The sequence below is a fragment of the Halomonas urumqiensis genome (assembly GCF_003028575.1).
GTDB lineage: Bacteria > Pseudomonadota > Gammaproteobacteria > Pseudomonadales > Halomonadaceae > Halomonas > Halomonas urumqiensis.
This window is the reverse complement of sequence record NZ_PYUD01000007.1, coordinates 86,084-107,828: the sequence shown is the minus strand read 5'-3', so window position 1 is coordinate 107,828 and position 21,745 is coordinate 86,084. Positions and strand designations below refer to the sequence as shown.

At 64.4% G+C, this 21,745-nt stretch carries 21 protein-coding genes; 8 read left to right on the top strand and 13 right to left on the bottom strand.

The genetic code is table 11. The features are described 5' to 3' along the window. Nucleotides 1–17: 17 nt before the first annotated feature. From gatB to gatC, 3 genes are all read right to left on the bottom strand, one after another. Nucleotides 18–1,487: an Asp-tRNA(Asn)/Glu-tRNA(Gln) amidotransferase subunit GatB gene (gene gatB, locus C6V82_RS15430; protein ID WP_102588537.1), complete on the bottom strand. Its 1,470-nt coding sequence runs from the start codon at nucleotides 1,485–1,487 to the stop codon at nucleotides 18–20. Beyond that, nucleotides 1,487–2,947, bottom strand: a complete 1,461-nt coding sequence (gene gatA, locus C6V82_RS15425; protein ID WP_102588538.1) for an Asp-tRNA(Asn)/Glu-tRNA(Gln) amidotransferase subunit GatA — start codon at nucleotides 2,945–2,947, stop codon at nucleotides 1,487–1,489. The genes gatB and gatA overlap by 1 nt, the downstream gene beginning before the upstream one ends. A gap of 69 nt (nucleotides 2,948–3,016) precedes the next feature. Next, complete coding sequence (gene gatC, locus C6V82_RS15420; RefSeq protein ID WP_102588539.1) at nucleotides 3,017–3,304, bottom strand: Asp-tRNA(Asn)/Glu-tRNA(Gln) amidotransferase subunit GatC; 288 nt, start codon at nucleotides 3,302–3,304, stop codon at nucleotides 3,017–3,019. Nucleotides 3,305–3,476: 172 nt separating this feature from the next. Here gatC and C6V82_RS15415 point away from each other — a divergent pair, with 172 nt between their 5' ends. From C6V82_RS15415 to tldD, 7 genes are all read left to right on the top strand, one after another. After that, nucleotides 3,477–4,514, top strand: coding sequence for a rod shape-determining protein (locus C6V82_RS15415; protein ID WP_102588540.1), 1,038 nt, complete (start codon nucleotides 3,477–3,479; stop codon nucleotides 4,512–4,514). Nucleotides 4,515–4,588: 74 nt separating this feature from the next. Beyond that, nucleotides 4,589–5,470 carry a rod shape-determining protein MreC gene (mreC, locus tag C6V82_RS15410; protein ID WP_102588541.1) on the top strand — a complete coding sequence of 294 codons (882 nt, stop codon included), beginning with the start codon at nucleotides 4,589–4,591 and terminating at the stop codon, nucleotides 5,468–5,470. Then, nucleotides 5,470–5,958, top strand: a complete 489-nt coding sequence (gene mreD / locus C6V82_RS15405) for a rod shape-determining protein MreD (protein ID WP_102588542.1) — start codon at nucleotides 5,470–5,472, stop codon at nucleotides 5,956–5,958. Before mreC ends, mreD begins: the two co-directional genes overlap by 1 nt. A gap of 13 nt (nucleotides 5,959–5,971) precedes the next feature. Continuing rightward, complete coding sequence (locus tag C6V82_RS15400; RefSeq protein WP_102588543.1) at nucleotides 5,972–6,580, top strand: Maf family protein; 609 nt, start codon at nucleotides 5,972–5,974, stop codon at nucleotides 6,578–6,580. A 77-nt stretch (nucleotides 6,581–6,657) separates the two neighbouring features. Beyond that, on the top strand, nucleotides 6,658–8,121 hold the full coding sequence (gene rng, locus C6V82_RS15395; RefSeq protein WP_102588544.1) for a ribonuclease G: 1,464 nt from the start codon (nucleotides 6,658–6,660) through the stop codon (nucleotides 8,119–8,121). 4 nt (nucleotides 8,122–8,125) lie between these two features. Continuing rightward, complete coding sequence (locus tag C6V82_RS15390; protein ID WP_102588545.1) at nucleotides 8,126–11,980, top strand: YhdP family protein; 3,855 nt, start codon at nucleotides 8,126–8,128, stop codon at nucleotides 11,978–11,980. Further along, on the top strand, nucleotides 11,977–13,476 hold the full coding sequence (gene tldD, locus C6V82_RS15385) for a metalloprotease TldD (RefSeq protein WP_102588546.1): 1,500 nt from the start codon (nucleotides 11,977–11,979) through the stop codon (nucleotides 13,474–13,476). The genes C6V82_RS15390 and tldD overlap by 4 nt, the downstream gene beginning before the upstream one ends. Nucleotides 13,477–13,480: 4 nt before the next feature. Here tldD and yjgA read toward each other — a convergent pair whose 3' ends face one another. Then, nucleotides 13,481–14,011: a ribosome biogenesis factor YjgA gene (yjgA, locus tag C6V82_RS15380; protein ID WP_102588547.1), complete on the bottom strand. Its 531-nt coding sequence runs from the start codon at nucleotides 14,009–14,011 to the stop codon at nucleotides 13,481–13,483. Nucleotides 14,012–14,126: 115 nt separating this feature from the next. On the opposite strand from yjgA, the gene pmbA reads away from it, so the two are divergent. Further along, nucleotides 14,127–15,467 carry a metalloprotease PmbA gene (gene pmbA / locus C6V82_RS15375; protein ID WP_102588548.1) on the top strand — a complete coding sequence of 447 codons (1,341 nt, stop codon included), beginning with the start codon at nucleotides 14,127–14,129 and terminating at the stop codon, nucleotides 15,465–15,467. Between the two features lie 19 nt (nucleotides 15,468–15,486). Here the strand turns inward: pmbA and C6V82_RS15370 are convergent, their stop codons facing one another. From C6V82_RS15370 to C6V82_RS15330, 9 genes are all read right to left on the bottom strand, one after another. Beyond that, entirely contained in the window at nucleotides 15,487–15,756 is a 270-nt protein-coding gene (locus C6V82_RS15370) for an HPr family phosphocarrier protein (RefSeq protein WP_102588549.1), read from the bottom strand. 3 nt (nucleotides 15,757–15,759) lie between these two features. Further along, entirely contained in the window at nucleotides 15,760–16,704 is a 945-nt protein-coding gene (gene rapZ / locus C6V82_RS15365; protein ID WP_102588550.1) for an RNase adapter RapZ, read from the bottom strand. Nucleotides 16,705–16,754: 50 nt separating this feature from the next. Further along, nucleotides 16,755–17,219 carry a PTS IIA-like nitrogen regulatory protein PtsN gene (gene ptsN, locus C6V82_RS15360; RefSeq protein WP_102588551.1) on the bottom strand — a complete coding sequence of 155 codons (465 nt, stop codon included), beginning with the start codon at nucleotides 17,217–17,219 and terminating at the stop codon, nucleotides 16,755–16,757. Nucleotides 17,220–17,225: 6 nt separating this feature from the next. Then, on the bottom strand, nucleotides 17,226–17,534 hold the full coding sequence (gene hpf / locus C6V82_RS15355) for a ribosome hibernation-promoting factor, HPF/YfiA family (RefSeq protein WP_102588552.1): 309 nt from the start codon (nucleotides 17,532–17,534) through the stop codon (nucleotides 17,226–17,228). Between the two features lie 91 nt (nucleotides 17,535–17,625). Beyond that, entirely contained in the window at nucleotides 17,626–19,044 is a 1,419-nt protein-coding gene (locus tag C6V82_RS15350) for an RNA polymerase factor sigma-54 (RefSeq protein ID WP_102588553.1), read from the bottom strand. A 225-nt stretch (nucleotides 19,045–19,269) separates the two neighbouring features. Next, on the bottom strand, nucleotides 19,270–19,995 hold the full coding sequence (gene lptB / locus C6V82_RS15345; RefSeq protein WP_102588554.1) for an LPS export ABC transporter ATP-binding protein: 726 nt from the start codon (nucleotides 19,993–19,995) through the stop codon (nucleotides 19,270–19,272). An 8-nt stretch (nucleotides 19,996–20,003) separates the two neighbouring features. Continuing rightward, complete coding sequence (gene lptA, locus C6V82_RS15340; RefSeq protein ID WP_102588631.1) at nucleotides 20,004–20,483, bottom strand: lipopolysaccharide transport periplasmic protein LptA; 480 nt, start codon at nucleotides 20,481–20,483, stop codon at nucleotides 20,004–20,006. Nucleotides 20,484–20,545: 62 nt separating this feature from the next. Beyond that, nucleotides 20,546–21,148 (bottom strand): LPS export ABC transporter periplasmic protein LptC, encoded by a 603-nt coding sequence (gene lptC, locus C6V82_RS15335; protein WP_102588555.1) that lies wholly within the window; start codon nucleotides 21,146–21,148, stop codon nucleotides 20,546–20,548. 4 nt (nucleotides 21,149–21,152) lie between these two features. After that, entirely contained in the window at nucleotides 21,153–21,710 is a 558-nt protein-coding gene (locus C6V82_RS15330; RefSeq protein WP_102588556.1) for a KdsC family phosphatase, read from the bottom strand. Between the last annotated feature and the right edge of the window lie 35 nt (nucleotides 21,711–21,745).

Genomic DNA, 21,745 nt, shown 5'->3' with positions numbered 1-21,745 from the left:
TTTTCGTGCATGCAGGCTCAGCACAGCGCGTCGAGCTTTTCCTTCAGCAGGGCGTTGACCTGCTGGGGGTTGGCGGTGCCGCGTGAGGCTTTCATCACCTGGCCGACGAAATAGCCGATCATCTTGCCACGCTTGTCGGGCTCGGCATCGCGGTACTGGGCGACCTGTCCGGGGCTTTCGGCAATCACCTGGTCGATCATCGCCTCGATCGCGCCACTGTCGGTGACCTGCTTGAGACCCTTGGTCTCGATCACCGCATCGGCGCTGTCGCCCTCACCATTCCACAGCGCCTGGAAGACCTGCTTGGCGGCCTTGCCGTTGATGGTGTCATCGATCACCCGGCTGATCAGCTCGCCGAGCTGCTTGGCGGACACCGGGCTGTTGGCGATCGACAGCCCCTCGCGGTTCAGCGCGCCGGACAACTCGCCCTGCACCCAGTTGGCGGCCTGCTTGGCATCACCACACACCGCCTTGACCTGCTCGAAGTACTCGGCCATGTCGCGGCTGGCCGAGAGCACGCTGGCATCATAGGTGGAGAGGCCAAGCTCGTGCTCGAAGCGCGCACGCTTGTCGGCTGGCAGCTCCGGCAGGTTGTCGCGCAGGTGGTCGACATAAGCGTCGTCGAGCACCACCGGCAGCAGGTCGGGGCAGGGGAAGTAGCGGTAGTCGTTGGCTTCCTCCTTGGTGCGCATGCTACGGGTCTCGTCGCGCTCGGGGTCAAACAGGCGGGTCTCCTGCACCACTTCCGCGCCATCCTCGAGCAGCTCGATCTGGCGCTCGACCTCGAAGGCGATGGCGCGCTCGACGAAACGGAAGGAGTTGACGTTCTTGATCTCGGCGCGTGTGCCCAGGCGCTCCTGCCCGCGGGGGCGCACCGAGACGTTGACGTCACAGCGCATCGAGCCCTCGGCCATGTTGCCGTCGCTGATGCCGAGGTAAGTGACGATGGAATGGATCGCCTTGAGATAAGCAGCGGCTTCCTTGGCCGAGCGCATGTCGGGTTCGGAGACGATCTCCAGCAGCGGAGTACCGGCACGGTTCAGGTCGATGCCGGTCATGGCGTGCCCCATGCCATCGGAGAACGATTCATGCAGCGACTTGCCGGCGTCCTCCTCGAGATGCGCGTGATGCACGCGGATGCGCTTGGTGTCGCCGTCTTCCAGGGTGATCTCCACCTCGCCCGCGCCGACGATAGGGTGGTACATCTGGCTGGTCTGGTAGCCCTTGGGCAGGTCGGGGTAGAAGTAGTTCTTGCGGTCGAACACCGAGACTTCCGGGATATCGGCGTGGATCGCCAGGCCGAACTGCACCGCCATGGCCACGGCAGACTCGTTGAGCACCGGCAGCACGCCGGGCATGCCCAGGTCGACGGCGCAGGCCTGGGTGTTGGGCTCGGCACCGAAGGCGGTGGAAGCGCCCGAGAAGATCTTCGAACGGGTGGCAAGCTGGACGTGGACTTCAAGCCCGATCACGGTTTCCCATTGCATCAGCGTGTCTCCTCGGCGATGGCCGGCCGACGTTGGTGCCAGTCGGTGGCCTGCTGGAACTGGTGGGCGACGTTGAGAAGCCGGGCCTCGGCGAAATGGGTGCCGAGGATCTGCAGGCCCACCGGGCGACCCGAGACGAAGCCAGCCGGCACGCTGATGCCGGGAATTCCCGCCAGGTTGACGGCAATGGTGTAGATGTCCTGCAGGTACATCGAGACTGGATCCTTGTTGGCGCCAAGGTCGAAGGCCGGGGTGGGCGATGTCGGCCCCATCAGCACGTCGACTTCCTCGAAGGCATCCAGGAAATCTTGTCGTATCAGCCGGCGAACCTGCTGGGCCTTGGTGTAGTAGGCGTCGAAGAAGCCTTCCGAGAGCGTGTGGGTGCCGATCAGAATGCGCCGCTTGACCTCTTCGCCGAAACCTTCCGCCCGGCTGCGCTTGTAGAGGTCGATGAGATCGCTCGGGGCCTCGCAGCGGTGACCGAAGCGCACGCCGTCATAGCGTGACAGGTTCGAGGAAGCCTCCGCCGGGGCGATCACGTAATAGGCCGGTATCGCGTAGTGGGTATGCGGCAGGCTGACCTCGCGCACGCTGGCACCGAGCGATTCGAACACCTTGATCGCGTCGCGGGTGGCGGCTTCCACCGCCGGGTCCAGGCCATCGCCGAAATATTCCCGGGGCAGGCCGATCTTGAGCCCGGCAAGCGGTGCGGCGAGTTCCTCGGTGTAGTTGGGTACGCCGCGCGAGACCGATGTTGAGTCGCGCGGGTCGTGGCCGGCGATGGCGTTGAGCAGCAGGGCGCAGTCCTCGGCGGTGCGCGCCATGGGGCCGGCCTGGTCGAGGCTCGAGGCGTAGGCGATGATGCCGTAGCGCGACACGCGTCCGTAGGTGGGCTTGAGGCCGGTGATGCCGCAGAACGCCGCCGGCTGACGAATCGAGCCGCCGGTGTCGGTGCCCATGGCCGCGGGTACCAGGCCGGCAGCCACCGCGGCGGCGCTGCCGCCCGAGGAGCCGCCGGGTACGGCGTTTTGGTCCCAGGGGTTCTTCACCGCGCCGAAGTGGCTGTTCTCGTTGGAGGAGCCCATGGCGAACTCATCCATATTGGCCTTGCCAAGGCTCACGGTGCCGCTGGCCTTGAGCTTTGCGACCACGGTGGCGTCATAGGGGGCGACGAAATCGCCGAGCATCCTGGAGCCTGCCGTGGTGCGCACGCCTTCAGTGCAGAACAGATCCTTGATGGCTAGCGGCAGGCCGGTCAGCGGGCCGGTCTCTCCGCGAGAGCGGGCGGCGTCGGCGGCATCGGCGGCGGTGCGCGCTTGATCGGAGGTGACGGTGATCAGGCTGTTGAGGTCGCCATCCAGTCGCTCGATGCGGGCGAGCAGGTGATCGGTCAGCTCGCGGCTTGAAAACTCGCCGTTGGCCATGGCGCCGGCGAGTTCGCTCAGTGTCTTGTCATGCATGGGCCGGGGGCTCCATTAGGCGTTGATTCCATCGGGTCGGTCGCGGGGACGGCATGCCCGGCGCGTCGGTCATTCGACGACGCGGGGTACCAGGTAGAGGCCCTGTTCGACTGCCGGGGCGCAGCGCTGGAAACGCTCGCGCTGGTTGCTCTCGGTGACTTCGTCAGCGCGCAGCCGCTGGGTGGCATCGAGCGGGTGGGCGAGCGGGGCGACCCCTTCGGTGTCCAGCCCCTGCAGTTGGTCGACCATCTCGAGAATGCGGCCGAGGTCGTCCAGGTAGTGGGCGGCGTCGCCATCGGAGAGGCCGAGCCTGGCGAGGTGGGCGGCCCTGAGAACGTCAGCGTGTTCAATCGCCATGATCGAATGTCCTAGGAAGAGGAAGCAAAACGCAAAAGGTACCACATCCGGTGCCGGGCTGGCAGGCCCGCCGGGTGTGTCTCTCGCATGGCTTCTGCTTGCTGCTGGGGGGGCACGGTGATACCGTTTGCATCCGCACAGGGTTCCCGGACTGCACTAGGTAACGACTTCCATGTTCAAACGCTTGAGGGGGCTGTTTTCCAGCGATCTATCGATCGACCTGGGGACGGCCAATACGCTGATTTACGTGCGCGGTCGCGGGATCGTGCTCGATGAGCCGTCGGTGGTGGCAATTCGCCAGTCCGGCAACATGCGCAGCGTGGCCGCGGTGGGTTCCGATGCCAAGCGCATGCTGGGTCGTACGCCTGGCAACATCACTGCCATTCGCCCGATGAAGGATGGCGTGATCGCCGACTTCACCGTCACCGAGCAGATGCTCCAGCACTTCATTCGCAAGGTCCATCAGAGCACCTTTCTGACGCCTAGCCCGCGGGTGCTGGTGTGTGTGCCGTGCATGTCGACTCAGGTCGAGCGCCGCGCGATCAAGGAGTCCGCCGAGGGGGCGGGTGCCCGCGAGGTGTTCCTGATCGAGGAGCCAATGGCCGCCGCCATCGGTGCCGGGCTTCCCGTGGAGGAAGCGCAGGGCTCGATGGTGGTGGATATCGGTGGCGGTACCAGCGAGATCGCCATCATTTCGCTCAACGGCATTGTCTATTCCGAATCCATCCGCGTCGGCGGTGACCGTTTCGACGAGGCGATCATCGCCTATGTGCGTCGCCACTATGGCAGCCTGATAGGCGAGGCCACGGCGGAGCGCATCAAGGAGGAGATAGGCTGTGCCTATCCAGGCGGCGAGCTGCGCGAGATCGATGTGCGTGGCCGCAACCTGGCGGAAGGTATTCCGCGCAGCTTCACGCTGAACTCTCACGAGATCCTCGATGCCCTGCAGGAGACGCTGGCCTCCATCGTCACCGCGGTCAAGAACGCCCTGGAGCAATCGCCCCCGGAACTCGCTTCCGACATCGCCGAGCGCGGACTGGTGCTGACCGGTGGTGGCGCGTTGCTGCGCGACCTGGACAAGCTGATTGCCGAGGAAACCGGACTGCCGGTGATCGTCGCCGAGGACCCGCTGACCTGCGTGGCGCGTGGCGGTGGCAAGGCCCTGGAGATGATCGACCAGCATACGTTCGAGCTGCTGTCCAGCGACTGACGGCACCGCTCGCCTGATGCAGGGGGTCGATCATTAAACCGCTTTTCTCGCATGGACCGCTGCCAGGCTACCGCATGCTGTTGTGTGCGCTGGCCGCCGTGGCGCTGATGTTTGCCGAATCGCGCTTCACGCGCATGGAGAGTGTCCGTGCCCAACTCTCCACGGTGGTGGCACCGATCCAACGCTTGGTCAGCGTGCCCAGCGATGTCCTCAACTGGGGATCGCTGGCCCTTTCCGACCAGCGGGCGCTGGTCGATGAGAATCGACGCCTGCGAGAACAGATTCTGACGCTTTCTCACCGCGTGCAGCGCATGGCCAGTCTCACCGCCGAGAATGTGCGTCTGCGCGAGTTGCTCTCCGCGGCTGACCAGCGCGACGTGCCGTTCATCACCGCCGAGTTGCTGTCGCTGGATCCTGACCCGTTCGCTCACCAGATGGTCATTGATCGTGGCCGCCGCGATGGCGCCTATGTCGGGCAGCCGGTGATGGATGCCTCGGGACTTGTCGGGCAGATCACGGCGGTCTCGGCCTACTCCAGTCGTGTGTTGCTGCTGGCCGATGCCAGCCATGCGCTACCGGTGCAGGTCAACCGCAACGGATTGCGTTTCATCGCCCAGGGCGGCGGGAGCTACGATGCACTGACGGTCATGCATGTCCCCGATACCGCCGATATCCGCGAGGGCGATCTGCTGGTGACGTCCGGTATGGCGGGGCGCTTCCCTGCAGGTTATCCGGTGGCTCGCGTCGCGGAGGTGGTGCATGATCCTGGCCAGCCCTTCGCCCGCGTGACCGCGACGCCGATTGCGCAGCTGCAGCGCTCTCGCCATTTCCTGTTGCTGTTTCCGCCCCCCGTGCCCGAGGTGGATGATGAGGGTTGGGATCTCGAGTTGTCACGCGAGGCCATCGATGCCGCTCGCGCACTGATCGGTCTGCCGGTGAACGAGGAGACGCGTTGATGGCCACGACTTCTCCCGCAAGCCTGCCGTGGATATGGTTCTGCCTGTTGATGGCGCTGTGCCTTCAGGTCATGCCGCTGGCGGATGGCTGGCAGATCTGGCGACCCGATTGGCTCGGCCTGATGCTGATTTATTGGTGCATGAAGGCGCCGCACCGCGTCGGGGTCTTCCATGGGTTCGTGCTGGGCATCCTGGTGGATCTGATCGAAGGCTCCACCCTTGGCCAGAATGCCTTGACGCTGTCGCTGCTGGCGTTTCTGTGTGCGCTTGTCTATCCGCGCTTCCGTGCCTACTCCCTGGTGCAGCAGGCGGTGCTGATCCTGGTGCTGCTCGGCACCGTTCAGCTCGTCGAGCAGTGGCTGCGTACCCTGCTGGGGCCATTTTCGATCCATTTGTCGTTCCTGCTACCTTCGCTGATCGGCGCTGTCCTGTGGCCATGGCTTGCCACGCTGTTCGAGGCGCTTGGTCGCCGACTTGCCCGTGATTGAACCGGAGTCCTTGATGACCACCGACCCCTCCTCGGCAGTGCTTTGCCTCGCCTCCGCATCGCCTCGCCGCCGAGACCTGCTGGCATCGATCGGGGTGTCGGTGGCGGTGAATCCTGTCGATATCGATGAGTCGCCGCTGGCCGATGAATGCCCCATGGCCTATGTCACACGACTGGCGCGCGAAAAGGCCTTGGCAGGTGCCCCGGCAAGCGAGCTACCTACGCTTGGCTCAGACACCGCAGTAGTGTGTGAGGGCGAAATACTCGGCAAGCCTGCGGGGCGAGAGCACGCAGCGCGCATGCTGGCACGGCTGGCTGGCCGTGAGCACCAGGTGTTGACCGCGGTCGCCGTGACTGGCCCTTGTGGCGTACTCGACATCTGCGTGACCACCCGGGTGTGGATGCGTGCCATCTCGGCTGACGAGATCAGTGCCTACTGGGTGACGGGAGAGCCAGAAGGCAAGGCGGGCGGCTACGCGATCCAGGGTTTTGCCGCAGTGTTCGTCGAGCGTATCGAAGGCAGCCATTCAGCGGTGGTCGGGCTACCGTTGTTCGAGACAGCCGCGCTATTGTCGCGTCAGGGTGTGCCCATCTGGCAGGGGCGTCGGGTGCCGCCTCGCTGAGCCAGAGCCAACACCGGTCCATGGCCGGCTGCGCTATGACATAATGATTCAAGACGATTCTGGACAAGGATTTCTGCATGAGCGGTGAAGTACTCATCAACCTGACGCCGATGGAAACCCGGGTGGCGGTGGTCGAGAACGGTGTGCTGCAGGAAGCCTTCATCGAACGCAGCCGACGGCGTGGCATCGTCGGCAATATCTACAAGGGCAAGGTGGTGCGTGTGCTGCCGGGCATGCAGGCGGCGTTCGTCGACATTGGCCTCGACCGGGCCGCGTTCATTCACGCCCATGAGGTGATGCCGCCCGGTACGCCGACCGATGAGCAGCTCTCCATCGGCCATCTGCTTCATGAAGGACAGGCGCTGGTGGTGCAGGTCACCAAGGACCCGATTGGTACCAAGGGCGCGCGCTTGACCACCCACCTGTCGGTCCCTTCCCGCTATCTGGTCTACATGCCCGATGCGCCTCATCATGGTGTCTCCCAGCGCATCGAGGACGATGCAGAGCGCGAACGCCTGCGTGCCTTGATCGATACCGCCCAGCAGCAGCAGACCCTGGAGGTGTCCGGGGGCTTCATCGTGCGCACCGCCGCCGAAGGCGTGGGCCTCGATGAGCTCCATGGCGACATGCACTTCCTGCTGCGCTTGTGGCGCAAGGTTGGCGAGCGCAAGGTCACGGCCCCGGCGCCCAGTGTCATCTACGACGACCTGCCGCTGTTCATGCGTATCCTGCGTGACGTGATGCGCGACGAAATCGAGAAGGTGCGCATCGACTCGCGCGAGAATTACGTCAAGTTGCTGGAATTCTCCGAGGAGTTCATGCCGGGTGCCGCCGAACGCATCGAACACTATGCGGGCGAACGCCCGATCTTCGACCTCTACAGCGTCGAGGACGAGATCCAGAAAGCACTCGGGCGCAAGGTCCAGCTCAAGTCGGGTGGCTACCTGGTGATCGATCCTACCGAGGCGATGACCACCATCGACGTCAATACCGGTGGTTACGTGGGGCATCGCAACCTCGAGGAAACCATCTTCAAGACCAACCTCGAGGCCGCCACCGCCATTGCCAGGCAACTACGCCTGCGCAACCTCGGTGGCATCATCATCATCGACTTCATCGACATGGACGATCCCGAGCACCAGCGCCAGGTGTTGCGCATGCTCGAGAAGTCGTTGGAGCGAGACCACGCCAAGACCAAGTGTACCGGGGTGACCGAGCTTGGCCTGGTACAGCTGACCCGCAAGCGCACCCGCGAAAGCCTCGAGCAGACGCTGTGCGAGGCCTGCCCCACCTGCTCGGGGCGCGGCACTCTGAAGACCCCGGAAACCGTCTGCTACGAAATATTTCGGGAGATTCTGCGCGAGGAGCGTGCCTACAACGCCGAAACCTACGTGGTGCTGGCCGCCCAGGCGGTGGTCGACCGCCTGCTCGACGAGGAATCCGCGGCGGTGGCCGACCTCGAGGAGTTCATCGGTAAGCCCATTCGTTTCCAGGTCGAGGCCCACTACTCCCAGGAGCAGTACGACATCGTGCTGATGTGAGCCCATGTCTCCGACCCGTTTGGTGACTCGCTGGACACTGACGCTGCTGGCTCTGCTGCTTGGGCTTGTGGCGTTACTGCTGCTGGCAGTGCGTCTGGCTTTTGGGCTTGCCGACGGCCTTGCACCGCGGCTTGAATCGCTGTTGTCGGCGCGTTTCGGTGCATTGGTGACCATTGCCGATCTGGACACGCGCCTTGCCAGGTTCGATCCACAGTTGGTCCTTGATGGTCTTACCATCGATTCACGTGAAGGTGTCGATGCGCTACCGCTGCTCGAGGTCGAGAGTGGCTACCTGCGCCTGGATACACGTCAAAGCCTGAGGTCGGCCATTCCGGTGGTGGGGGACGCCAGGTTGTCTGGTGTGACCGTACATCTCTATCAGGATGAGAACCTCAACTGGCGCTGGCCCGATCCCGCCCGCCTGCCGCCTGAGTTTACCCCCGCGGGCGAGTTGGACCTGGAACGCCTTGATTTCTGGGTAGGTGTACTGCTGCGCCAGCGTGCCTTCGTCGATGACATGCGCCTGGTGCTGCATGGCCGGGATCGTGAGGTGGTGCTGGAGGCGCCCAGGCTTTTGATGACGGGAGATCAACGCCGTGCCCACCTGGAAGGCGAGGTATGGCTTGCTGGTCAGTCTCAAGCCGCCATGCAGGTAGCGCTCGAGGTATTGCCCGGTGATGGCGGCTTGCGCGATTTCAATGCCGCGCTGAAGGCCGACATGCACCTCGACAGCCTGGTCACCCTGGTGGAGGTATTGTCGCGCAATGAGCCGATTCGCCTTGATGAAGCGAGTGGTGATGTGCGGCTATGGGGGCGTTGGCAGCAGGGCGAACTTGCCGATGCGCGCCTCGACCTTGACGTCTCGGCGCTGGCACTCAGCCATGACAATGCACGGGGGGAGAGGCGCCGTCTGGAACTGGAGGATCTTGAGGCGCGTGGCCAATGGCTACGTGCTGAAAACGGCTGGGAAGCCTGGCTTGAGGGTGATGCCAGGACACCGGCAGGCCAGGCTCCCGATGAACTGGATTGGCGATCGGGCCCCCCTCTGCCGCGGCGCTGGCACGCCAGTGGAGATGGCAGCGGGTGGTGGCTCAATACCAGCGGGTTCGACCTCGGCTCGCTTGCCGCATGGCGAAGCCGTGTGCCGCTGCCCGAGGCACTGGATCGCGTGGTCGCAACCCTGGATCCACAAGGCCGCGTGGAAGGGTTCGGGCTTGGCTTGGATGAGGGGCAGTGGCTGGCTCGCGTTGCCCTGCACGATGTCAAGGCCTCTCCCTGGCAACAAGCACCTGGCGGTGGGCCTTTCGACATGTGGGTCGAGGCCAGGGATTTCACCGGTCGCGTGCGCTTCCAGGGGAGCCAGGGTAGCCAGCTTAACTTTCCGAATGTCTTTGCTGAGCCGATGACGCTGACCAGGGCCAGCGGCGAGGTCACGTGGTCCTACGATGGCCCGCGAACCGTTGTCAGTGGCCGTGAACTCTCTGCCGAGTGGCAGGGGGCGGATGTGGCGGGCCAATTCGGGCTGTCGGCGGGCAAGGGCCAGCGCGGTGGCTTCGGCCTGTCGCTGGACTTCAGCGGGGTGGATGCCATTGATACCCCCCTGGTCGATTGGCTGCCGGTCGGCATCATGGGCGATGAACTGTTGGCATGGCTTGGTAATGGTGCCCAGGGGCGCGTGCCGCAGGGCAGCCTGAGATTGCATGTGCCCCTGGCTGGCGGCGCCGAGCGGATCCAGACCTCGTTCGGGCTGGATCTGGCGTTCGAACAAGGGCGCTTGCCGTTCGCCGAGGGCTGGCCTGCGCTTGAGGCCGTACAGGGCAGGCTCGCTCTCGAGGATTCCAACCTCGAAGTGCTGGTCGATCACGCCGAAAGCCAGGGTGTAGAAGCCCGCCAAGGGCGCGTCACCCTGGTGGATGACCGCCTCGAAGTCGAGAGCCAGCTCAGTGCCACCAGTGACGCGCTGAGGAGCTACCTGCTGGCCATACCGGTTCCTGGGGTCGAGGCGCTCGAGGCGTGGCGTGGCGAGGGCCGGGTGGAAGGGGAGCTTGCGCTCTCATTGCCGCTGGATGAACCGGAGGCGCTCGAGGTCGATCTGGACACCGAGGTGGACGTTGCGCGGATCACCCACCTGCCCAGCGAATTCTCTCTGACCAACCTGCAGGGCGCGCTGTCCTGGCAGCAGCGTGATCGCCAGGGTGGCTTGCGTGGTGAGCTCTCGGGCCGGGCACTGGGTGGGCCGATTCGCGCCGATATCGACACCCTGGGGGGAACGGTGGACATGTCCGGGCGGCTCGAAGCGTCCCAGGTGGCCGATCTCTCCGGAGCAGGCGCCGTCGAGTCGTTGCTCACCGGCGGCTTTGCCTGGCAGGGAAGCTTGGCGATGGATGCGCAGGGCACACGACTGAGCCTACACAGCGATCTCGAGGGTCTGGCCATCGCCTTGCCCTCGCCGTTGGGCAAGCAAGCCGCTACCCCACGCGAGCTGCATGTGGATGTCGACCTGGGCGAAGGCCGGGTGGACGGGCGCCTGGGTGATGAGCTGAGTGTGCGCTGGCGTGATCGTGACGGTTCGGACATCGGCCAAGGGCAGGTATGGCTGGGGCGTCCCGCAGGGAATGCATGGCACGGGGGCGATGGCTGGGTGGTGAATGCCTATCAACCGAGGCTCGATATTGGTGCCTGGGGCGCGGCGCTGAGAGAGCTCTCGGAGAGTGGCGCAAGCCCGGCCCCGGGTGACGGACTGGCGGGGGTATTGCGGGATGTCAGGCTCGAGACCAATTGCCTGGTGAGCGACGGGCGTTGCCTGGGGTCGCTGGCGGTGGAAGGTGGCCCACAGGCTGGCGGAGGCTGGCGGCTGGCGCTGGATGGTAGCCTGCTGCAGGGCCAGCTCGACTATCGGCCTACGCTTGACGAGCCCTTGGATATTGCGCTTTCCAGGCTGTCATTCGATGCCCTGGTGCCTGATCAAGCGGTGGAAAATAGTCGGTCGCTCTTCGATGAACTGGCCACGCCACCAGAGCCCGAGCCGCTGCCTGGCTGGGTGAATCAGCTGCCCGGTGGGCGCCTGCGGATTGCCGATATCGAGCGTGCTGGGCAGCGCTTTGGCCCGTTGACCGCGAGCTGGCGTTCTACCCCCGAGCGCTTGACCATCGCCCCGCTCGGCTTGACGCTGGGTGAGATCTCGGCACGTGGTGAGCTCGTCTGGGAAGCCACCGGGGCGCAGGGCAGCCTGACCCGCGCACGCCTGGATCTGGATGGCCGTGACCTCGGTACGGCAATGGAGCGACTCGGCCAGACGGCCGCGATCCGTAGCGGCGAGACACGTGTGAAGAGCCAATTGGCATGGCCCGGCGCGCCCTGGCAGTTCGCCTTGGAGCGCTCGCGCGGCAGCATCGAGGCGACACTTCGCGATGGTCGCTTCGTCAACATCGCCTCGCCTTCGGCGCGGGTCATCGGGTTGCTCAACGTCGACAACCTGTTGAGGCGTCTGCGGCTCGATTTCTCTGACGTCACAGGCCAAGGCACCGCCTTTGACAGTGTCACCGGTGCCGCCACCCTGTATGGTGGGATTCTGGAAACCCGTGGACCCATCGAGGTCGAAGGCCCCGCCACTTTCTTCACCCTGGAAGGGCAGGTCGACCTGGCGCGGCGGGAACTCGATCAGCGGCTGGGCGTCACAGTGCCTATCAGCCGCAACCTGCCGCTGGCAGCGGTAATTGCCGGGGCACCAGTGGTTGGCGGCGCACTGTTCATCGCCGACAAGCTGTTCGGTGATGCCATCGACAGCGTGACCCGAATTCATTATCGCGTGCGTGGTCCCTGGACCTCGCCTGATATCTCAGTGGAAAGTGCCGAATGACATCAACTGCTCCCCATTTACCAAGCCAAGTACAAAGCCAATCATCTGCGCGCGATCATGACCTGCTGGGCCAAGCCAGCGAGATCCTGCTCTCCCCTGGTGGGCTTGGCATCGATGACCTGGATGCCGGTCTTGCCCACGCGCTGGGTCCAGGCATCGATTACGCCGATCTGTATTTCCAGCGCAGCTGGCATGAGGGCTGGGTGCTCGAGGACGGCGAAGTAAAGGAAGCCAGCTACAACATCGACGGAGGCGTCGGTGTGCGCTCCATGGCGGGTGAGAAGACTGGCTTCGCCTATTCCAACCAGATATCCGGCGAGGCTCTGGCCGAGACCGGGCGGACCGCGTCAGGTATCGTGCGCACCGGCAAGCAACTGGGTGTGGCCCCGCGGCTGGTGGTGACCAGTGACAGTCGCTATGGCGGTATCGACCCGTTGTCGGGACTTTCCGCCGAGGACAAGATCGCCATGCTCAAGCTGGCCGACCGGGTAGCGCGTGCGGCGGATCCCTCGGTATCCCAGGTCAGCGCGTCGCTTTCCGGTGTGCATGAAGTGGTGCTGGTGCGCGCCAGCGACGGCACGCTGGCGGCGGACATTCGCCCTCTGGTGCGCTTCAATGTCAGCGTCATCGCGGTCAGGAATGGTCGGCGTGAGCGCGGCAGCGCCGGTGGCGGTGGTCGCTTTGCGATGGCGAGGCTGCGCGACGAGAACGTCGCCGAGACGTATGCCCGCGAGGCGGTTCGTCAGGCACTGGTCAACCTCGAGGCGGTGGATGCGCCGGCGGGTCAGTTGCCGGTGGTACTCGGCCCGGGCTGGCCCGGTATTCTGCTGCATGAAGCGGTTGGCCATGGCCTGGAGGGCGACTTCAATCGCAAGGGCAGCTCGGCCTTCGCCGGACGCATGGGCCAGCGGGTCGCCGCACCCGGCGTCACCGTGGTCGATGATGCCACCCTTGCCGACCGCCGCGGCTCGATGAGCATCGATGACGAAGGCACGCCTGGCCAGTACACGCCGCTGATCGAGGATGGCATCCTCACCGGTTACATGCAGGACAAGCTCAACGCCCGGTTGATGGGCATGGCGCCGACCGGCAATGCGCGCCGCGAGTCGTTCGCCCATCTGCCGATGCCACGCATGACCAATACCTGCATGCTGGCCGGCCAGGACGACCCCGCCGACATCCTGAAGAGCGTCAAGCGCGGCCTCTATGCGGTCAGCTTTGGCGGTGGCCAGGTCGATATCACCTCGGGCAAGTTCGTGTTCTCGGCAAGCGAGGCCTATCTGATCGAGGATGGTCGTATCACCGCCCCGGTGAAGGGGGCGACGCTGATCGGCAACGGCCCCGAGGCAATGGGCCGGGTGTCGATGATCGGCCACGACATGGAGCTCGATACCGGCATCGGGGTCTGCGGAAAGGAAGGGCAGGGCGTCCCGGTGGGGGTCGGCCAACCGACGCTCAAGCTCGATGAGCTGACCATCGGCGGCACACAGTCCTGAAGCGCTAGACCCCGGCGGTCTCGCGAATCAGCTTAAAAAGCCGGCGGGCGTTGGTGGGCGGCTTGCCCTGCTCGCGCTCGCGGTGGGCATTGCGGATCAGTTGGCGCAGCGCCTGACGGTCGACCTCGGGAAATTCATCGATGAACGCTTCGACAGCCGAGTCGCCCTCGTCCAGCAGCCGGTCGCGCCATTTCTCGAGACGGTGGAAGGCATGGTCACGACGCAGGGTTTCCTGGGCGATCTCGTCATAGACGGCCTGGATGGCGGCGAGGTCCTCGCGGCGCATGACCTTGCCGACATACTGCATATGGCGCCTGCGCCCTTCGTGGGAGCGGATGCGGGAGGTCTCCTCCACGGCGGCGAGCATGTCGTCGGAGAGCGGAAAGCGCGCGCGCTCGGCAGGTGTCATGGCGATGATCGCCTCGCCCAGCTGTTGTAGCGCATGCATTTCGCGCTTGAGCTGGGACTTGCTGACGGGTTCGTCATCCTGCTGGCTGATCTGGGCCAGCAACTCACGGGGTGATTCCTGGGACATGCCGCTTCCATCGCTTGAGACTGAGTAAAGTGCACAGTATATCAGCCTGTGATGGCGGGCTGACCAATGAACCCATGAATCTGCGGCCGACTGGCCGGTCGACGAGGAGAATTGCATGACACAGGCATTCGATGCCTTCCATCAGCAAGCGTTGCTGGAAACACGTGCCAACACCGCACTTGCGCTTGCCCGTTCGCTTGGCGCCGATGCCTGCGAGGTGGGCGCCAGTGTCGACCAGGGGGTCGGCGTCAGCGTGCGCGAGGGCGAAGTGGAAACGGTGGAGTTGTCACGCGATCAGGGCATTGCCGTGACCGTCTATATCGGTGCGCGCAAGGGTAGCGCGTCCTCCACGGATGCCAGTGACGCCTCGATACGCGTGGTGGTCGAGAAGGCCCTGGCCATCGCTCGGCATACCGGCGAGGACCCGGCCTCGGGGCTTGCCGATGCCGAGCTGATGGCAAGCGAACTGCCTGACCTGGATGTTCACCATCCCTGGGAATTGACCACCGAGGCGGCCATCGACATGGCGTTGGCCTGCGAGGCTGCGGGGCGTGAGGTAGCGGGTATCAAAAGCTCCGATGGCGCGTCGCTGTCGAGTGGCGAGGGTGTGCGGGTATACGCCAACAGCCACGGTTTTCTCGGCAGCCAGCGCGGCAGCCGTCACTCGCTCTCGTGCATGCTGATCGCCGAGGATGGCAGTGGCATGCAGCGCGATTATGACTACACGACCGCCCGAGATCCTCGTCACCTGCTGGCGCCTGAGCAAGTCGGCGCGAGTGCTGCCGAACGCACGCTGCGCCGGCTGGGCGCCGGGCGGCCGGCCACCGGTCGTTTACCGGTGCTGTTCGACCCGAGCCTCGCCAGTGGCCTGGTTGGCTCGCTGATGGGGGCCATCGCCGGTGGTGCGCTCTACCGTCAGGCCTCGTTTCTGTGCGACCGGCTCGGCGATGCGCTGTTTCCCGAGTGGTTCTCGCTCTTCGAGCGGCCCATGGAGGTCGGTGCTATGGCCAGCTCACCATTCGATAACGATGGCGTGCAGACCCGCGACAATGTGTTCATCGAAAACGGCCGCCTGGCAAGCTACATGCTCTCGGCCTACAGTGCCCGTCGCCTGGGCATGCAGAGCACCGGCAACGCCGGTGGGGCGAGAAACCTGCGCATCGATGCCCCGCTTGCTTCACGTGACGAACTGCTCGCCCGGATGGGGCGGGGTGTGCTGGTCACCGAGCTGATGGGACAGGGCGTCAATGCGGTGACCGGTGATTATTCGCGTGGGGCGGCGGGGTTCTGGGTCGAGGATGGCAAGATCCAGTACCCGGTGGAGGAGTTCACCATCGCCGGCAATCTCGAGGCGATGCTCAAGGGACTTGTCGGTGTGGGCAGTGATACCGATACCCGTGGCAGTATCCATACCGGCAGCTGGCTGATCGACGAAATGACCATCGCCGGGGGGTGAAGCCGCCCCGGCTTCGCCTTCACCCATCTTCGTCGAAGCGGGCGTCGAACAGCGCCTCGATGGCTTCGAGTGCTGCGTCGGCGTCTTCGCCTTCGGCGATCACGCAAAGTTCCGTGCCGCAGGGGGCTGCCAGCATCAGCAGTGACATGATATTGGCGGCGTCCGCTTCCTGGCCGCCGCGCTTGACGGTGACCCTCGCTGTGAATGGCTGGCAGCACTGTACCAGCTTGGTAGCGGCGCGGGCGTGCAGGCCTCGCTTGTTGGTCAGTGTCAGCTGGCGTTGCGGCACGCGTCAATTTCCTTGATTCGGTGACTCCGGCGCAGCGCTTGCCAACTCCACGGGGGTGGTGGGGCCATGCTGACGAGGCAGAGAGCTATGGATGCCCAGCTCTCGGTGTCGCAGGCGTACGCTGGGGTGATGAACGGCCATCTGGTGGGCCAGTCGTTCGGCAAGATAGACCGAACGGTGTTGCCCGCCCGTACAACCGATTGCCACGGTGAGATAGCTGCGGTGGCTTGCTCGGTAGGCGGGCATCCAGCGCTGAACCCAGGCCAGGATGTCATCGTGCATCTCGCCGACGATCGGATAGCCCGACAGGAACTCGATGATCGCGGCGTCGCGGCCGGTCGCGTCACGCAATCTTGGGTCCCAGTAGGGGTTGGGCAGGCAGCGGGCATCGAAGACGATATCCGCGTCTAGCGGGACGCCGCGCTTGAAGCCGAAAGACTCCACTGTCAGCGTCAATTGGTCCGGGCGATGACTGGCAACCTGGTCGCTGATTCTCCGGCGCAGTTCGTGCACCGAGAGGCGCGATGTATCGATGACCAGGTCGGCCATGTCGCGAATCTCGCCAAGCGAGGCCTCCTCGGAGTCGATGGCCTCGGCCAGCGTCATCTCGCTCTCGCGGGTCAGCGGATGGCGTCGGCGGGTCTCGGAATAGCGCTCCAGCAGGATACGCGCATCGGTGGTCAGGTAGATGACCTGGCAATCGATGCCGCGTTCGCGGACTTCGGCAAGCAGGCTGGGAAAGCGCTCCAGCGCCTCGGGAAGGTTGCGCGCATCGACGCTCACAGCGATCGACGAGCGCTTTGATTCGGGGTTCTGGAGTTCGTCAACCAGGGAGCCGAGCAGCATCGCCGGGAGGTTGTCGATGGCGTAGTAGCCAAGATCCTCCAGCGCTTGCAGCGCGATCGACTTGCCTGAGCCTGAACGGCCACTGATGATCACGAGCTGCATGCGGGTCTCCTGGTCGTTATGAATGCGGTACCCCCGGCGGCCCGAGACGTTCAGGCCTGTCGTCGGATCGCGTCGATGAGTCGTTCGTGCAGTTCGCGCTGACTCTCGCACTTGCGAAGGCTCGTGCGTGTGTTGGTGTCGTTCAGCAGTCCGGCCACCTGGGCCAGTAGCGCCAGGTGGGCATCGTCGGCCTCTTCAGGCACCAGCAGCACGAACACCAGATCCACCGGGTCGCCGTCGATGGCGTCGAAATCCACCGGTTCGGAAAGCTTCAGGAAACTGGCGATAGGGCTCTTGCAGTGCGGGCTGCGGGCGTGGGGTATGGCGACACCATTACCGATGCCGGTACTCCCCAGTCGTTCACGTCCTATCAGCCGGCTGAACACTTCCTGGCTGTCGAGGCTCGGGGTGTTCTGGGCGATGAAAGTGCTGAAGAACTCCAGCACGCGTTTCTTGCTCCCCCCGGGTACATCGAAAAGCGTGCGCTCGGGGGGCAGGATGGCGTCCAGTGTCATGATCGATCAGCGAGCGCCAGCGCCCTGGGCGCGGGCCTGAGCCTTTTCCTTGTGTTTGACCAGCTGGCGATCGAGCTTGTCGGCCAGCGCATCGATGGCGGCGTACATGTCATTTTCACGGGCTTCGGCGTGCAGGTCGGCGCCGGCGGCATGCAGGGTACAGGTAGCGAGCTGACGCTCCTTTTCGACGGACAGGGTGACTTGCACGTTGGTGATGTTGTCGTAGTGGCGTTCCACTCGGGTGAGCTTTTCGTGCACATAGTCACGCAGGGCGTCGGTCAGATCCACATGATGGCCGGTGATGTTGACTTGCATGACACGCTCCTTGCTCGTACGGGTTGTAGATCGATTGTAACCCTTTTTGCTGCCTTGCATACCCCTTGCCGCGTCGCTTGGAAAAGTGTCTTCAACGCAACCGCTTGCGTTCGCTCGATGCGGGAATTCCCATGGCCTCTCGGTACTTGGCTACGGTACGCCGGGCGACGCTGATGCCGGCTTCATCCAGCAGTGAGACAAGCTTGCTGTCGGAAAGGGGCTTGCGGGGGGGCTCCTCCTGAATCAACTTGCGCAAGCGTGCGCGGATGGCGGTGCTTGAGTGCGCATCGCCATTGCCCTCGTTGCCGCCGACCTGGCTCGAGAAGAAGAATTTCAGCTCGAAGACACCGCGAGGCGTATGAATGTACTTCTGGGTGGTGACTCGCGAGATGGTCGATTCATGCATCTCCACCGTTTGGGCAATGTCGGCGAGTATCAGCGGTTTCATGGCCTCCTCGCCGGCTTCCAGGAAGTCGATCTGTCGCGCCATGATCTCACGGCCGACTCGCAAAAGGGTGTCGTTGCGGCTCGACAGGCTCTTCATCAGCCAGCGCGCCTCCTGCAGGTTGTCCTTGAGGAACTGGTTATCCTGGCTCTTGTCGGCGCGGCGGATCAGGGCGGCGTAGTCGGGCTGGATCCGCAGGCGTGGCAGGGCTTGCTGATTGAGTTCCACATGCCAGCCACGCGAGTTGTGGTAGGCCAGCAAGTCTGGAATCACGTAGTCGTTGTCGCTGCTGGAAAAGTCGCTGCCGGGGCGCGGGTCCAGGCTGCGAATCAGGCCGATCACCGTGTCGAGCGCTTGGTCATCGAGCCCCAGGCGGCGTTTGAGCAGACGTCGGTCGTCGCCGGCGAGCGCTTCGAGAAACTGTCGCACCAGCCGCCGCGCCTGGGGCAGCAGCGGGGTGTCGTCGGGCAGGCTTGCGAGCTGCAGCATCAGGCATTCGCGAAGGTCTCGGGCGAAGACGCCGGTGGGCTCGAACTGCTGCAGACGCAGCAGCACCTGTTCCACTTCACGGGTGCGCAGGCCATCGAGCCCCTGGGCCTTGAGGCCGTCACGCAGGTCGTCAAGCGGCTGAGTCAGGTAGCCGGCGTTGTCCACCGCATCGATCAGGCTTTCGGCGATCTGCCTGTCGCGGTCGTCGAGCTCGAGCATCGCCAGCTGCCAGCTGAGATGCCCTTGCAGGCTCTCGCCGCTGGCCTGGCGCTCGAAGTCGGGGCCCTCCGAACCGCCTGCCGGGCCGCCCAGGTCCTGATAGGTGTCCGACCATTCGCTGTCGGTTGACAGTTCATCGGGAATCTCGCTTGCCCAGTCTTCCTCCGGCGCCTCGCTGACCGCCAGTTCGCCAAACTCGTCGTCGAGTTCGAGCATCGGGTTGGATTCCAGTGCTTGCTGGATCTCCTGGCGCAGGTCGAGGGTGGAAAGCTGCAACAGGGCGATGGCCTGCTGGAGCTGAGGCGTCATGGTGAGGTGGGTACCGACGCGAAGCTGCAAGGAGGCTTTCATGGCCATCTACGTAGTCTGCTTGTGCCGAAAAGCTCCACCCTAGTCCGCGGCGGGTAGGGTTGCAACCCTGCTTGGTCGAAAAACAAGGCAATATGCGTGCCAGGCGCAAACATCATGCCGTTATCATATAACGACATGCGTATCAGATGGTTGAAGTCGAGATTATTCACGCAGGCGTCGCAGGTACTCTTGACAGGTTGGCCCGCTGGTGCTTTCGGTGGTGTCGGCAGACTACAGGCGAAAGTCCTCTCCCAGGTAGACTTCGCGGACCCGCTGGTTGGTGAGAATGGCCTGGGCGTTGCCCTCGGCGATGATCTGGCCGTCGCCGACTATGTAGGCGGAATCACAGATGTCGAGGGTTTCGCGGACGTTGTGATCGGTGATCAATACACCGATGTCACGTGCCTTCAGCTGACGGATGATGCCCTTGATTTCACCCACCGAGATGGGGTCGACACCGGCGAAGGGTTCATCGAGCAGGATGAAGGCGGGTTCGGTGGCCAGCGCGCGCGCGATCTCGACGCGGCGTCGTTCGCCACCCGACAGGCTCATGCCGAGGTTGTCGCGGATATGGGTGACATGGAAGTCTTCGAGGAGTTGCTCGAGGCGGTCGTGGCGCCCGGCGCGATCAAGATCCTTGCGGGTCTCGAGGATCGCCATGATGTTGTCGGCCACCGACAGCTTGCGAAAGATCGAGGCCTCCTGCGGCAGATAACCGATGCCGGCCTGGGCGCGCTCGTGCATGGCGGCGCGTGTCAGGTCGTGGTCATTGATCATCACCTGCCCGGCATCGGCACGGACCAGGCCCACGATCATGTAGAAGGAGGTGGTCTTCCCGGCACCGTTGGGGCCCAGCAGGCCGACGATGTGGCCCTGTTCGATAGCCAGGCTGATGTCCTGCACCACGCGGCGGCGCTTGTAGCTCTTGGCCAGGTGACGGGCGTGGAGCGTCTTCATCGGTGGTCTCACTGTTCGGGTTGCAGGGTCATGCGAATGCGCTGGCGCCCTTCGACGCCTTCACCTTCCGCTTGTGCCTGGACCACACGGCTATCGAGAAAGTATTCGAGATAGCCGCCGTCGAAGGTGTCGCCACCCTGGTGCAGCTCGGCGCGGTCGATCAATTCCACCCGTCGCTCGGCGACATGGTAGACGATGGTGCGCCCCCAGCCGCGAATGATGGGTTCGGACGGGTCGGGTTGCTGCTCGATATAGGCGCGTTCGCCGGTGGCAGTGGCAAGCGAGAGCTGGCCCTGGTCATTGCGCTGGATCTCGACGCGATTGCCGGTCAGGCGCATGCTGCCCTGGCGTATGTCGACCTCGCCGGTGTATACGGCGGTGCCGGCGCGGTCGTCGAGTTCCAGGTTGTCTGCCTCGACCTCAATGGGGGCTTCGGCATCGTTCTGCTGGGCCTGCGTCGCCGTGATGCCAAGCGACAGGCTTACCATCAGGATCAGCAGTCTACGCAGCAGCGAGGAGCGGGGAAGTGGGGTGGCAGGGGATGTTGGCATCATTGAGCGGGGTCCTCGCTATTGGCGGTGGGCGTCTCCGGCGGGTGGTAGCCGCGCACATTGTCTGTCAGCCGGGCTCGATTGTCATGGATCCAGGCGTCGAATCGCTCGCCACTCATGCGTTGGGGGGGCTGGCGCAACACGGCGGGCGTCTCGCTCCAGGCGTGGCCGCTGTCGGCATCGAAACGCAGCACCTCGGTATCGAGCTGCCAGCGCTCCTGCGGAGCGTAAAGGCGAGCGTCCCCGGTGAGCGTCAAGGGGTTGCCGCCGGCGCCGAGCAGGCCATTTCGGGCCTCGGCGTACCAGGTACGCCCGGCGTTGTCGAACAGCCTGGCCTCGGGCATTTCAAGGCGCGTGACGTCATCATGGGGCGTATGCACCAGGCGAGGCGTTTCAAGGCGCTGATGGGCGAGCCCGGCGGCGTCGAAGCGTGTCAGTCTGGCGCCTTCCAGGTAGTAGTCGGGTTCCCCCGCGGCATCCCTAGGCACTTCGCCCGGCTCGCGGATGTCGCGCTGGTCGATCAGCACCAGCACCCCGCCAAGCAACAGCAGCATCAGCGCCAGCCAGAGCCGGTATCCGGGTCGGGGAAGCCGCCACTTCATGGGGTCAGTGGGTTCCGTGCAGGTAGGTGTCGAGCACCGCGTCCCAGTGACCCTGGACCTGGAGCAGCGTGTCACAGATCTCACGCACGGCACCATGGCCGCCGGGGCGTTCGGTCACCCAGTCGGCGTACTTCTGTATGTAGTCGGGCGCCGAGGGCACGCTGATACCGATCCCAGCACGACGCATGGCACCGACATCGGGCATGTCATCGCCGCAATAGGCGGCCTGGTCGAGTTCGATGCCAAGCCTCGTGCACAGGTCGCGCAGTACGGGAAGCTTTCTCTCCACGCCCTGGAAGACATGCTGTATGCCCAGTGCCGCCGCACGCCTGCTGACGGTGGGCGAGTCGCGCCCGGTGATCAAGGCGACCTCGATGCCGGCGCGCTTGAGCAGCTTGAGTCCGTGGCCGTCCATGACATTGAACGCCTTGATTTCGATGCCATCGGCCTGGAAGTACAGTTGGCCATCGGTAAGCACGCCATCGACGTCCAGTGCCAGCAGGCGGATCCGGCGCAGCCGGTCGACCAGTCGGGTATCTTGCTGCGGGTGGGTCAGGGTCATGGTGGCTCCGGGTCGGGAAGTGGAGGTGGGCGAGA